The organism is Clavibacter michiganensis subsp. insidiosus, assembly GCF_002240565.1.
Taxonomy (GTDB): Bacteria; Actinomycetota; Actinomycetes; order Actinomycetales; family Microbacteriaceae; genus Clavibacter; species Clavibacter insidiosus.
Genome location: NZ_MZMO01000001.1, coordinates 1,528,984 through 1,541,743 on the forward strand (window position 1 = coordinate 1,528,984; position 12,760 = coordinate 1,541,743).

10 protein-coding genes and 2 pseudogenes are annotated in these 12,760 nt (G+C 73.7%); 5 read left to right on the forward strand and 7 right to left on the reverse strand.

Annotated features, from left to right (window positions below; genetic code table 11):
• Positions 1-23 precede the first annotated feature (23 nt).
• The 6 genes and pseudogenes from B5P21_RS07490 to B5P21_RS17265 all read right to left on the reverse strand — a co-directional run.
• Positions 24-884 (reverse strand): DUF3097 domain-containing protein, encoded by an 861-nt coding sequence (locus B5P21_RS07490; RefSeq protein ID WP_045528299.1) that lies wholly within the window; start codon positions 882-884, stop codon positions 24-26.
• A complete protein-coding gene (locus B5P21_RS07495) occupies positions 881-1,153 on the reverse strand; it encodes a protealysin inhibitor emfourin (RefSeq protein WP_045528298.1) in 273 nt (90 codons plus the stop codon). Before B5P21_RS07495 ends, B5P21_RS07490 begins: the two co-directional genes overlap by 4 nt.
• On the reverse strand, positions 1,154-2,200 hold the full coding sequence (locus tag B5P21_RS07500; RefSeq protein WP_045530369.1) for a M4 family metallopeptidase: 1,047 nt from the start codon (positions 2,198-2,200) through the stop codon (positions 1,154-1,156).
• Between the two features lie 96 nt (positions 2,201-2,296).
• A pseudogene (locus B5P21_RS07505) lies at positions 2,297-2,998 on the reverse strand (response regulator); the annotation flags it as partial.
• The gene (locus B5P21_RS17260) at positions 2,995-4,056 is read right to left on the reverse strand and encodes a sensor histidine kinase (RefSeq protein WP_246865259.1); all 1,062 of its coding nucleotides are present in this window, start codon (positions 4,054-4,056) and stop codon (positions 2,995-2,997) included. The gene B5P21_RS17260 and the pseudogene B5P21_RS07505, both read right to left, overlap by 4 nt.
• Positions 4,057-4,240: 184 nt before the next feature.
• Positions 4,241-4,873 (reverse strand): annotated as a pseudogene (locus B5P21_RS17265) (hypothetical protein); the annotation flags it as partial.
• Here B5P21_RS17265 and B5P21_RS07515 point away from each other — a divergent pair.
• From B5P21_RS07515 to B5P21_RS07530, 4 genes are all read left to right on the forward strand, one after another.
• Positions 4,872-6,257 carry a cation:dicarboxylate symporter family transporter gene (locus tag B5P21_RS07515; RefSeq protein WP_045528297.1) on the forward strand — a complete coding sequence of 462 codons (1,386 nt, stop codon included), beginning with the start codon at positions 4,872-4,874 and terminating at the stop codon, positions 6,255-6,257. The pseudogene B5P21_RS17265 and the gene B5P21_RS07515 sit on opposite strands and share 2 nt — an antisense overlap.
• A gap of 88 nt (positions 6,258-6,345) precedes the next feature.
• Positions 6,346-6,828 carry an FHA domain-containing protein gene (locus tag B5P21_RS07520; protein WP_094170992.1) on the forward strand — a complete coding sequence of 161 codons (483 nt, stop codon included), beginning with the start codon at positions 6,346-6,348 and terminating at the stop codon, positions 6,826-6,828.
• Positions 6,828-7,529 (forward strand): transcriptional regulator FtsR, encoded by a 702-nt coding sequence (gene ftsR / locus B5P21_RS07525; protein WP_094170993.1) that lies wholly within the window; start codon positions 6,828-6,830, stop codon positions 7,527-7,529. Before B5P21_RS07520 ends, ftsR begins: the two co-directional genes overlap by 1 nt.
• A 295-nt stretch (positions 7,530-7,824) precedes the next feature.
• Positions 7,825-8,367, forward strand: a complete 543-nt coding sequence (locus B5P21_RS07530; protein ID WP_012038569.1) for a MerR family transcriptional regulator — start codon at positions 7,825-7,827, stop codon at positions 8,365-8,367.
• Positions 8,368-8,457: 90 nt separating this feature from the next.
• Here B5P21_RS07530 and B5P21_RS07535 read toward each other — a convergent pair whose 3' ends face one another.
• Positions 8,458-9,270 (reverse strand): ParA family protein, encoded by an 813-nt coding sequence (locus tag B5P21_RS07535; protein ID WP_094170994.1) that lies wholly within the window; start codon positions 9,268-9,270, stop codon positions 8,458-8,460.
• A gap of 79 nt (positions 9,271-9,349) precedes the next feature.
• On the opposite strand from B5P21_RS07535, the gene B5P21_RS07540 reads away from it, so the two are divergent.
• Positions 9,350-12,751, forward strand: a complete 3,402-nt coding sequence (locus B5P21_RS07540; protein WP_094170995.1) for a pyruvate carboxylase — start codon at positions 9,350-9,352, stop codon at positions 12,749-12,751.
• The last annotated feature ends 9 nt before the right edge of the window (positions 12,752-12,760 follow it).

Sequence of the window (12,760 nt, forward strand, 5' to 3'; positions counted from 1 at the left end):
ACCAACGTCATGGCCGGGTACAGCTAGCGTCCCGCGGGATCCGTCACGAAGTCGATGAGCTGCTCCACGCGGCCGAGGAGCGCGGGCTCGAGGTCCTGGTACGAGCGCACCCGGCCGAGGATCCGCTGCCACGCGCGCGCGATGTCCGCCTGCTCGTCGTGCGGCCAGCCGAGCGCAGCGCAGATGCCGTGCTTCCACTCGACGTTCCGCGGGATGACGGGCCACTCGCGGAGCCCGAGACGCCCGGGCTTCACGGACTGCCAGACGTCGACGTACGGGTGGCCGACGACGAGCGCGTGCGCGCGGTGCGGCCCGCGGGCGACGGCCTCGGCGATGCGGCTCTCCTTGGATCCCTTCACGAGGTGGTCGACGAGCACGCCCACGCGCCGGCCCTTGCCGGGCCGGAAGCGGTCGAGCTCCTCGTCGAGGTGGTCGACGCCCTCCAGGTACTCGACGACGACGCCCTCGATGCGGAGGTCCTCGCCCCAGACCTTCTCCACGAGCTCGGCGTCGTGCCGGCCCTCCACGAAGATCCGGCTGGGGAGCGCGACGCGCGCCTGCCGGTCCGCGACGGCGAGCGACCCGGACGCGGTGCGCGCCGGGCCGGCAGGCGCGGCGCGCGGCACCCGGAGCGCCACGGGCTCGCCCTCGAGGAGGAAGGACCCGCCGAGCGGGAACGTGCGCTGCTTGCGCTTGTAGTCCTCGAGCACGACCATGCCGGACTCGACGCGGACGATCGCGCCGCAGAACCCGGTCGACAGCTCCTCGACCACGAGGTCGCGCGTCGCGTCCTGCGGCCGCGGCGCCTTCTTCCCGGGGCCGCGCCAGCCGGGGGCGAGCACGTCCTGTCCGTAGCGGTCGTCGTCGAGGGGAGGCGGCGTCATCCTCCGAGGCTCTCACGGGACGCGTCGCGCACCCGGTCGACGAGCCGACGCCACGGGCCGTCGACCGCGGCCTCGCCGAGGCGCGCCTCGCGGTCGCCCGCGCGCACGAGGTAGACGAAGCGGTCGGCGCCGGCAGTGGGCACGGCGGGCTCGTCCCAGGGGCAGGCGTCGACGAGCTCGCCCCACTCGGACGCGCCGTCGTCCACGCGCACCGACCAGGTGCGGGTCATGCCCGCCATCCCGCCTGTGCGCGACACGGCGATCTCCACCTAGACCTCGATCCCGACGCCCTCCCACGCCGCCTGGACCGCGGCGACCTCGGACGCGCCCTCACCGTACCGCGCGGTGGCGGCGTCGACCGTGGCCCGGGCGAAGGCCGCGAGGTCGGCGTCGGCGCGCACGGCCCCGGACTCGATCACGTCGTACCAGACGCGGCCCGCGCCGTCCCAGGCCTCGCCCCCGATCGCCGTGGCCGCGAGGAAGAACGCCCGGTTCGGGATCCCGGAGTTGATGTGCACGCCGCCGTTGTCCTCCTCCGTCTCCACGTAGTCGTCCATGTGCCCGGGCTGCGGGTCCTTCCCCAGCACGTCGTCGTCGTACGCCGTGCCCGGGGCGCGCATCGACCGGAGCGCGAGCCCGGTCGACCGGTCGAGGAACAGCTCCGCGCCGACGAGCCAGGTGGCCTCGGCCGCGGTCTGCCCGAGGGCGTGCTGCTCCACGAGCACGCCGAAGACGTCGGAGATCGACTCGTTGAGCGCGCCGGACTGGCCCTGGTAGACGAGGCCGAGCGTGAGCTCGGTGACCCCGTGGGTCAGCTCGTGGCCGATGACCGTGAGCGACCGCGTGAACGGCGCGAACACCTCGCCGTCGCCGTCGCCGAAGACCATGCGCGTGCCGTCCCAGAACGCGTTGTCGTACTCCTCGCCGTAGTGCACGGTTGCGAGCAGCGGCAGGCCGCGGTCGTCGAGCGACTCCCGGCCGTAGACCTCGGAGAAGAGGGAGTAGGTCGCGCCGAGCCCCGCGTAGGCCTCGTCGACCTGGGCGTCGCCCGTGTCGGACGCGCCCTCGACGCGCACCGTGCGGCCCGGCAGCTCCTCGCGGTTCCCGGCGTCGGAGATGGTGCGGTGGATCCCCGACGGGTCCCGCTCGGCGACCGCCGCCGCATCGGGCGTGGCGCCCGGGCCACGCCGGTCGTGGATGAGGGGCCCCTGGTCGCGGAGGGCGCGGCGGGCCGCCTGGCGGGCGGCGGCCAGGCGGTCGGGATCGGCCTCGGCGAGGCGGGTCAGCAGGTACGGCGGGAGGATGGTGCGTCTCATGTCCCGAGACTCGCACGGGGCGACGACATCGTCACGGGTCGCGGAGGATCCGCTGCGGGGGTCGCGCGACCGCGTCCTGTCGCGTACGGTGCGTCCGCTCGTCCAGCGGTACCCGAGCTCGGGCCGGCCGGGCGTCCCGTAGCGCGGCACCCGCTCCACCTGGCCCACGTCGGCGAGGTACTCGAGGTACCGGCGCGCGGTCACGCGCGACACGTCGAGCGCGCCCGACACCTCGGCGGCCGAGACGCCGTCGGCGGCGGCGTCGGCGGGCCCGTCGCCCCGCGCGATCCCGCGCACGAGGTCGAGCGTCTCCGCCGACATGCCCTTGGGCAGCCGGGCGTCGGACGCGGGGGAGCGCAGCGCCGCGAGCGCCCGGTCGACCTGCAGCTGCGTGGTGCTCCCGCTGCCCGCGCCGAGCCCCTCGCGGTAGCCGACGTACGCCGCCATCTTCTCGGCGAAGGCCGCGAACGTGAACGGCTTGATGAGGTACTGCACGATGCCCGCGGTCACCGAGCTGCGCACGACGGCCTGGTCCCGCACCGCGGTCACGGCCACGACGTCGGTCGCGCGCCCGGCGGCCCGCAGCCGCCGGCACATCTCGAGGCCGTGCATGTCGGGCAGCGTCATGTCGAGCAGCACCAGGTCGATCCCGTCGGGCCCCGCCTCCGCCACCAGCCTCAGCGCCTCACCGCCCGTGTGCGCGACGCCCGCGACCTCGAAGCCGTCGAGCCGGCCGACGTACAGGGAGTGGGCCTCGGCGGTCAGCTCGTCGTCGTCGACGACCAGCACCCGGATCACGCGCGCACCCCGTCGTCGCGCGCGTCGGCCCGGTCGGCGTCGGCGGCTGCGGCGCGCGGATCCGCGGGCAGGACGACCCGCACGCGGGCCCCGCCCAGCGGAGCGTCCGCGTCGCCGACCTCGACCCGTCCGCCCAGCCGCGCGGCCGAGCGCGCCACGAGGGCGAGGCCCACCCCGCGCGGTCCCGCGTCGCCCGCCTTGGTCGTGACCCCGAACTCCAGCACGCGCGGCCGCACCGCGGGATCCACGCCCGGACCGTCGTCCGCCACCTCGACGATGAGCCCGCCCGCGTCCGTGCGCGACAGCGACAGCTCCACCCGTCCGCGGTCGTCCCCGCGCGCCGTCGCGACCGACGGGTCGGCCGCCGCGTCGATGGCGTTGTCGACGAGGTTCCCGACGATCGTCACGAGCTCGGTCGCGGGCACGCCCGGGTCGCCCGTGCCGTCGGCCACGCGGACGGACAGCCGCACGCCGCGCTCGGCCGCCTGCGCCGTCTTGCCGCGCACGAGCGCCCGCACGACGGGATCCGCGTCGGCCGCCAACCCGCCCTCCGACGCCCGCCGGTCCGTCTCGAGCTCCGCGGCCGCGAGCGCGAGCGCCTCGCGCGGCCGCTCCAGCTCGATGAGCGACACGATCGTGTGCAGCCGGTTCGCGAACTCGTGCGTCTGCGCCCGCATGGCGTCCGAGAGGGTCCGCAGCGTCGCGAGCTCGCCGGACAGGCGCTGGATCTCCGTCCGGTCGCGCAGCGTCGTCACCGTCCCCAGCCGCGCGGCGCTCCCGGTGCGTCCCGTGGGCAGCGCCGGCCGCTGCGTCACGACGAGCACGCGCCCGCTCGGCAGGTGCACGACCTCGTCGGCCGTCGTCCCCTCGACGAGCAGCCGCTCGATCGCAGGCGGCAACCCCAGCGCGCGCACCTCGACGGGCCCGGTGGCGGGATCCAGCTCGAGGTCGAGCAGCTCGGCCGCCTGGTCGTTGTGGAGCACCAGCCGGCGGTCGCGGTCGACGAGCACGATGCCCTCGCCGACCGAGTGCAGCACCGACTCGTAGTACGCGAGCATGCGCGCCATCTCCTCGGGTCCGAGCCCCCCATGTCGTCCGCTCGAGCGATCGGCTGAGGAGCACGGCCCCGGCGGCGACGAGGAGCGCGAGCGCCCCGACCGTGCCGACGAGCCCCGGGAGGCGCGCACCGAGCACCTCGGTGACGCGGTCGACGGTGACGCCGGCCGCGACCAGCCCGACGATCCCGCCGTCCGCGTCCCGCACCGGCACCACCGCGCGGACGCTCGGCCCGAGCGTCCCCGTGAACGTCTCCGTCATCGACCGCCCGGCGAGCGGCGGCCCGGTGGTGCCGAGGTACCTGCGGCCGATCTCGTCCGGGTCCGGGTGGGTGACCCGCACGGTGTCGCGGTCCATGATCGTGACGAAGTCGACGCCGGTGTCGCGCGTCACGTCGAGCGAGTAGCCGAGGAGCGCCCCCGTGGGATCCGCGGACGCGAGCCCCTCCGCGACCCGCGGCGAGTCGGCCACGGTCGTCGCGACGGCGAGGCTCCGGTCGGCCGCCGCCTGCTCGGCGCGCTGCTGCGAGTCGGCCCAGAGCGCCGTCGTCGCGACGACGGCGACCAGCAGCAGGACCGCGAGCTGCACCACCAGGAGCCGTGCGGCGATCCCGCGGGGGAGGACCCGGAGGCGGTTCCGCGGGCGGCGGGGCGGTTCGGCGAGCGCGCGTCCGACCATGCTGCCCCCCGCGTCCGCGCCGTCACCGGCAGGAACATTATGAACACAACGCCGGGGCGCCCCCGCGCGTGGGCCATCCTGTCGAGGACCGCCCTGCGCACCCGTGCGCGGGCGCCCGCTCACGAGACAAGGACGTCCCATGACCAACCCGATAGCCGCGCTCCGCCGCCTGGACCGCCAGCACTACCTCTACATCGCCGTCATCATCGCGGTGATCCTCGGCGTCACGGTCGGCCTCGTCGCCCCCGAGACGGGCGTGGCCCTGAAGCCCATCGGCGACGCGTTCGTCGCCCTCATCAAGATGATGATCGCGCCCATCATCTTCTGCACCATCGTGCTCGGCGTCGGCTCGGTCGCGAAGGCCGCCACGGTGGGCCGCGTCGGCGGCCTCGCGCTCCTCTACTTCATCGTCATGTCGACGTTCGCGCTCGCGATCGGCCTCGTGGTCGGCAACCTCATCCACCCGGGCGAGGGCCTCGACCTGAGCGGCCTGCGCGCGCCGGAGGGGTCGACGGAGGCGGCGGGCGAGACCGACTTCCTCCTCTCGATCATCCCCACGTCCCTGCTCTCGTCGCTCACCTCGGGCAGCATCCTGCAGACGCTGTTCGTGGCGCTCCTCGTCGGCTTCGCGCTGCAGCAGCTCGGGAAGCGCGGCGAGCCCGTGCTCGAGGGGATCCGCAACATCCAGATCCTCGTGTTCCGCATCCTCAGCATGGTCATGTGGGTGGCCCCGCTCGGCGCGTTCGGCGCCATCGCGGCGGTCGTCGGCGCCACCGGGTTCCAGGCGGTCATCAGCCTCGCGACCCTCATGATCGGCTTCTACATCACCTGCGCGCTGTTCATCGTAGTGATCCTCGGCTCGCTCCTCTGGTTCGTCACCCGCGTCAGCATCTTCAAGCTGATGCGGTACCTCGGCCGCGAGTACCTCCTCATCGTGTCCACGTCCTCGTCCGAGGTCGCCCTGCCCCGCCTCATCGCGAAGATGGAGCACGTGGGCGTGTCCAAGCCCGTCGTCGGGATCACCGTGCCCACGGGCTACTCGTTCAACCTCGACGGCACGGCCATCTACCTCACGATGGCGTCGCTCTTCATCGCGAGCGCGCTGGGCAGCCCGCTTGCCCTCGGCGAACAGGTGTCGCTCCTCGTCTTCATGATCATCGCGTCGAAGGGCGCGGCGGGCGTCACGGGCGCCGGCCTCGCGACCCTCGCGGGCGGGCTGCAGTCCCACCGGCCCGACCTGGTGGACGGCGTCGGCCTCATCGTCGGCATCGACCGCTTCATGTCGGAGGCCCGCGCGCTCACGAACTTCACCGGCAACGCGGTCGCGACGCTCCTCATCGGCACCTGGACCCGCGGCATCGACGCCGACCGCGTGGCCCTCGTCCTCGGCGGCGGCGACCCCTTCGACGAGAAGACCATGGGCACCGAGCACGAGGCCGAGCTGAAGGCCCCGGCGGAGGCCATCGAGGCCGACGTCACGCGGACGGGCGAGCGCGGCGACGAGCCGCGCACCGCCTCCCGCTGACGCGGGACGGGGCCACGCCCGGGTGCCGCCCACCGTGGTCCCGGCCGTGTCCGATCCGTTACGCTGTCAGCTCACAGGAGGTACGACCATGGATGGACGCGAAGAGGGTCACGGCGCCACGCGCGTGCCCGAGCAGTACACGAGCACGGACACCACGGCCACCTTCCGCGATGAGCTCGGGGCGGCGGTCGCGGGCCTCGACGGCGCCGTCTCCGCCGAGGAGAAGGACGCCGTCACGGCCCTCCCCTCGGGATCCGCCCTCCTCGTCGTCTGCCGTGGTCCCAACCAGGGCGCGCGCTTCCTCCTCGACGCCGACGTGACGGTGGCCGGCCGCCACCCCGACGCCGACATCTTCCTCGACGACGTCACCGTCTCGCGTCGTCACGCGGAGTTCGTCCGGCAGGGCACGTCGTTCCAGGTGAAGGACCTCGGCTCGCTCAACGGCACCTACTTCGACGGCGTGCGGATCGACACCGCGCTCCTCCAGGACGGCGCGGAGGTGCAGGTCGGCAAGTTCCGCCTCACGTTCTACGCGTCGCGCACCGACCTCGTCGGCCGGACGACCGAGTAGTGCCGGCGTCCGCCGCCCGGTCGACGCCAGCCCGCACCCCCGGGCTCCTCAGCATCGGGCAGGTGCTGGCGCGCCTCACGCCGGAGTTCCCCGACCTCACCAACAGCAAGCTCCGCTTCCTCGAGGAGCAGGGGCTGGTCCAGCCGTCCCGCACCGAGTCCGGCTACCGCAAGTTCAGCCCCGCCGACGTCGAGCGCCTGCGCACCGTCCTCGGCATGCAGCGCGACCACTACCTCCCGCTCAAGGTCATCCGCTCCTACCTGCACGACCTCGATGCCGGCCTCTCGCCCGCGCTCCCCGGCGGCACGCCCGTCCCGACGGTCTCCATGCTCGACCAGGAGCGCCGCTACAGCCGCGCGGAGCTCGTGCGCGAGTCCGGCGCCACCGCCCCGCTCCTCGGCGACGCCATCACGGCCGGCGTGCTCATGCCGGCGGAGGTGTACGGCGAGGAGGCGGTGCAGGTGATGCGCGCGCTCGTCGAGCTGCAGCGGACCGGGATCGAGCCGCGGCACCTGCGCGGCTTCCGCCAGGCCGCGGAGCGCGAGCTGAGCCTCATCGAGTCGGCCCTGGTGCCGGTGTCCCGCCGCCGCGACGCGTCCAGCCACGCGCACGCCGCGGAACTGGCCCGCGAGATCGCCACGCAGCTCGAGGTCGTGCGGGGAAGCCTCATCCGATCCGCGCTCGGCCGCCTCTCGTCCTGAGGTCGCGCTCGGCCGCCTCTCGTCCTGAGGTCGCGCTCGCGCCGACGCGTGCGGCCCGTAGACTGACGTGCCCGCACGGGGCCGTCCGCACGTCGGAGGGGCCCGTCGGGACCGGCCGATGCGCACCCCCGACGGGGGCGCCGCGGAGGGCCGGGGCGACACGCCGGGCGCTTCGGCCGGATGTCGTTGATCGGGCCCGCGGGCCCCGCTACCGTGAGAACACGATCCCGACGAACCGACCCGAGCAGCGCGCGAACCCCACCGGGGCGAGCGCTGAGGGGTGGAAGGCAGAACGATGAGCGACTCCACCCCGGACTCCGGGCGCTACGACCTCGGCCTGCTCTTCACCGACGGCCTCCCCGAGATGGACGCGAGCGCGGGCTACCGCGGCGCCGTCGCCGCCCGCGCCGCGGGGATCACCTACCGCCAGCTCGACTACTGGGCCCGCACCGGCCTCGTCGAGCCCACCGTCCGCGGGGCCTCCGGCTCCGGCACCCAGCGCCTCTACGGGTTCCGCGACATCCTGGTCCTCAAGCTCGTCAAGCGCCTGCTCGACACCGGCATCTCCCTGCAGCAGATCCGCACCGCCGTGAACCAGCTCCGCGAGTCCGGCGTCGTCGACCTCGCGCAGACCACGCTCATGAGCGACGGCGCGAGCGTCTACCTCTGCACCAGCAACGACGAGGTCATCGACCTCGTGAGCCGCGGCCAGGGCGTCTTCGGCATCGCCGTCGGCAAGGTCCTCCGCGAGGTCGAGCACTCCCTCGTCGAGATCGACACGCAGACCGTGGATCCCACCGACGAGCTCGCCGCCCGTCGCGCCGTCAAGGCGTCCTAGACCCGAGCGCCCCCTCGGGCCGGCCGACCCGGCCTCCGAGACGACGAACGCCGCCCCTCGAGAAGGAGCGGCGACGGGTCTTCGAGCGGATCAGCGCGCGGCGTTCTCCGCGTAATCGCCGATCTTGGCCGTGCGCATGATGCGCTCGAGCAGCTGGTCGAAGTTGCGCGACATCTCCTGCGCGCTCTCGCCGGGCCACACGTGCAGCGGCTTCGCGGCGCCCTGCGCCTGCTGGAGGGACGTGCGCTCGGGCAGCTGCGGGCTGAGGACGAGCGGGCCGAACATGTCGCGCAGCTCCTTGATGCGGAACTGGTGTTCCAGCGACTGCACGCGCGCGCGGTTGACGATGATGCCGAGGGGCTGCAGGCGCGGCGAGAGGCCGCGGCGGATCTCCTCGATGGCGCGCAGCGCGCGGTCCGCGGCGGCGACGGAGAAGAGGCCGGGCTCGGTGACGACCGTGACGCGGTCGCTGGCCGCCCACGCGGTGCGCGTGAGGGCGTTGAGGGACGGCGCGCAGTCGATGAGCACGAGGTCGTAGTCGGCCTCGACGTTCGCGAGGGCCTCCTCGAGCTTCCATATGTCGCGGATGCTGGGGTGCGGGCCGTCGAAGTTGATGGCGGACGGGCTGCCGATCATGACGTCGATGGTGCCGGTGCGCCCCTTGGTCCAGCCGCTGGGCGCGATGGCCGCGCGCACGATCTTCTCCTTGGGGGAGGCGAGCACGTCGGCGACGTTGAGATGGCCGGCGACCTGGATGTCCATGCCCGTGGACACGTCGGCCTGCGGATCGAGGTCGACCACGAGGGTCCTCAAGCCGCGGGAGAAGGCGGCGGACGCCAGTCCCAGGGTCACTGTGGTCTTTCCCACGCCCCCCTTGAGGGAGCTGACGCTCAGTACATGCACGTGGGAGAGGCTACCGTCGATACTCTGGGAAGACCTAAACGCGGGGGTGCCCGAGCCCCATACGACGAGAGGCCCCGCCATGTTCGAGAAGATCCTGGTCGCCAACCGCGGGGAGATCGCGATCCGCGCGTTCCGGGCCGCCGTCGAGCTGGGCGCCCGCACGGTGGCCGTCTACCCGCACGAGGACCGGCACTCGCTGCACCGCCTCAAGGCGGACGAGGCGTACCTCATCGGCGAGGAGGGGCACCCGGTCCGGGCCTACCTCGACGTCGACGAGATCATCCGCGTGGCGAAGGAGTCGGGCGCCGACGCGATCTACCCGGGGTACGGCTTCCTCTCCGAGAACCCCGACCTCGCGCGTGCCGCGGCGGCGAACGGCATCGTCTTCATCGGCCCCGACGCCGGCGTGCTCGAGATGACGGGCAACAAGGTCACGGCGAAGGAGCACGCGACCGCGGCCGGGGTGCCGGTCCTCGCGTCGACGCCGCCGTCCACCGACGTCGACCTGCTGCTCGAGCAGGCCGCGGGCATCGGCTTCCCGATCTTCGCCAAGGCCGTCGCGGGCGGCGGCGGCCGCGGCATGCGGCGCGTCGAGCGGGCGGAGGACCTCGAGGACGCCCTCCGGGCCGCCATGCGCGAGGCGGACAGCGCGTTCGGCGATCCGACCATGTTCCTCGAGCAGGCCGTGCTCCGGCCCCGGCACATCGAGGTGCAGGTCCTCGCGGACGCCGCGGGGGAGACCGTGCACCTCTTCGAGCGCGACTGCTCGGTGCAGCGCCGGCACCAGAAGGTCGTGGAGATCGCGCCGGCGCCGAACCTGGATCCCGCGATCCGCGACGCCATGCACGCGCACGCGATCGCCTTCGCCCGGAGCATCGGATACGTCAACGCCGGGACGGTCGAGTTCCTGCTGGACACCGACGGGCCGCGTGCGGGACAGCACGTCTTCATCGAGATGAACCCGCGCATCCAGGTCGAGCACACCGTGACCGAGGAGGTCACCGACGTCGACCTCGTGCAGTCGCAGATGCGCATCGCGGCGGGGGAGACGCTCGCGGAGCTCGGCCTCCGCCAGGACGCGATCGTGCTGCGCGGCGCGGCGCTCCAGTGCCGCATCACGACGGAGGACCCCGCCCAGGGCTTCCGCCCGGACACGGGCAAGATCACGACGTACCGGTCGCCGGGCGGCGGCGGGATCCGCATCGACGGCGGCACGGTCGCGACGGGCGCGCAGATCAGCCCCCACTTCGACTCGATGCTCGCGAAGCTCACGTGCCGCGGGCGCGACTTCCCGTCGGCGGTCACGCGGGCCAAGCGCGCCCTGGCCGAGTTCCGGATCCGCGGCGTCTCCACGAACATCCCGTTCCTCCAGGGCGTGCTCGACGACCCCGACTTCCAGGCGGGCGACATCAGCACGTCCTTCGTCGACGAGCGGCCGGGCCTCGTGCGCAGCAACGTGTCGAAGGACCGCGGGACGAAGATCCTCAACTGGCTGGCCGACGTCACCGTCAACCAGCCGAACGGTCCCCGCACGGCGGTGGTCCGGCCCGCCGACAAGCTGCCCGACGTCGACCTCCGGCAGCCGGCGCCCGCGGGATCCCGCCAGCGGCTCCTCGAGCTCGGCCCGCGCGGCTTCGCCGACGCCCTCCGCGCGCAGACCGCCCTCGCCGTCACCGAGACGACCTTCCGCGACGCGCACCAGTCGCTGCTCGCGACGCGCGTGCGCACGCGCGACCTCGTGGCCGTCGCCCCGTACGTCGCGCGCACGACGCCCGAGCTCCTCTCCGTCGAGGCCTGGGGCGGGGCCACCTACGACGTCGCGCTCCGCTTCCTCGGCGAGGACCCGTGGGAGCGGCTCGCGTCGCTCCGCGAGGCGCTGCCGAACGTCGCGATCCAGATGCTGCTGCGCGGCGCCAACACCGTCGGCTACACGCCGTACCCCACCGAGGTCACGGACGCGTTCGTGCAGGAGGCGGCGGCCACCGGCGTCGACGTCTTCCGCATCTTCGACGCGCTCAACGACGTCGAGCGGATGCGGCCCGCCATCGACTCCGTGCTCGCGACCGGCACCACCGTGGCCGAGGTCGCCCTCTGCTACACGGGCAACCTGCTGGATCCCGCCGAGGACCTCTACACGCTCGACTACTACCTCGGCCTCGCCGAGCGCAGCGTGGCGGCTGGCGCGCACATCCTCGCGATCAAGGACATGGCCGGGCTCCTCCGCCCCGCCGCGGCCGAGCGCCTCGTCACCGCGCTGCGGCGCGACTTCGACCTGCCGGTGCACGTGCACACGCACGACACCGCGGGCGGCCAGCTCGCGACCCTGCTGGCCGCGAGCCGCGCCGGGGCCGACGCGGTCGACGTCGCGAGCGCGCCCATGTCGGGCACGACGAGCCAGCCGTCGGCGTCCGCGCTCGTGGCGGCCCTCGCCGACACCGAGCGCGACACGGGCCTCTCGCTCGACGCGGTCAGCGACCTCGAGCCGTACTGGGAGGCCGTGCGCCGCCTCTACCGGCCGTTCGAGTCCGGGTTGGCCGGCCCGACCGGGCGCGTGTACCGGCACGAGATCCCCGGTGGCCAGCTCTCGAACCTGCGGCAGCAGGCCATCGCCCTCGGCCTCGCCGACGACTTCGAGCTCATCGAGGACATGTACGCCGCGGCCGACCGGATCCTCGGCCGCATCCCCAAGGTCACGCCGTCGTCGAAGGTGGTCGGCGACCTCGCCCTCCAGCTGGCCGCCGCGAAGGCCGACCCGGCCGACTTCGAGCGGAACCCGCAGGACTACGACATCCCCGACTCGGTGGTCGGCTTCATGGCGGGCGAGCTCGGCGACCTGCCCGGCGGCTGGCCGGAGCCCTTCCGCACGCGCGTGCTCCAGGGCCGGGACGTGCGGATCGGCGTCACGCCGCTGTCCGCCGAGGACCGCGCCGCGCTCGAGCTGCCGGGCGCCGAACGACGCCGCACGCTCAACCGCCTGCTCTTCCCGCAGCCGACCGAGCAGTTCGAGACCATACGGGAGCTGTTCGGCGACCTCTCCGTGCTCGACACGGACGACTACCTGCACGGCCTCCGCCCGGGCCAGGAGCACGCGGTGCGGATCAGCCGGGGCGTCGAGGTCCTCATCGCCCTGGAGGCCGTGGGCGACGCCGACGAGTCGGGCATGCGCACCGTCATGGTCGTCATGAACGGGCAGCTCCGCCCGGTGTTCGTGCGCGACCGCGGCATCGCCGTCACCACGACAGCAGCCGAGCGCGGGGACCCGGCGAAGCCCGGCCACGTGTCGGCGCCGTTCTCCGGGGTCGTCACGCTCAAGGTCGAGGAGGGCCAGGTCGTCGCCGCCGGCCAGCCGGTCGCGTCCATCGAGGCGATGAAGATGGAGGCGGCCATCACGTCGCCCGTCGCGGGCCGCGTGGCGCGCCTCGCGGTCCCCACCACCCAGCAGGTCGACGCGGGCGACCTGCTCGTGGTCGTCGAGCCCTAGGAGAAGAGC

Excerpts from the sequence above, each read along its gene's own strand:
- B5P21_RS07490 (WP_045528299.1), bottom strand. The coding sequence starts at position 884 with ATGACGCCGCCTCCCCTCGACGACGACCGCTACGGACAGGACGTGCTC.
- B5P21_RS07500 (WP_045530369.1), bottom strand. The coding sequence starts at position 2,200 with ATGAGACGCACCATCCTCCCGCCGTACCTGCTGACCCGCCTCGCCGAG.
- B5P21_RS17260 (WP_246865259.1), bottom strand. The coding sequence starts at position 4,056 with ATGCTCGCGTACTACGAGTCGGTGCTGCACTCGGTCGGCGAGGGCATC.
- B5P21_RS07515 (WP_045528297.1), top strand. The coding sequence starts at position 4,872 with ATGACCAACCCGATAGCCGCGCTCCGCCGCCTGGACCGCCAGCACTAC.
- B5P21_RS07520 (WP_094170992.1), top strand. The coding sequence starts at position 6,346 with ATGGATGGACGCGAAGAGGGTCACGGCGCCACGCGCGTGCCCGAGCAG.
- B5P21_RS07530 (WP_012038569.1), top strand. The coding sequence starts at position 7,825 with ATGAGCGACTCCACCCCGGACTCCGGGCGCTACGACCTCGGCCTGCTC.
- B5P21_RS07540 (WP_094170995.1), top strand. The coding sequence starts at position 9,350 with ATGTTCGAGAAGATCCTGGTCGCCAACCGCGGGGAGATCGCGATCCGC.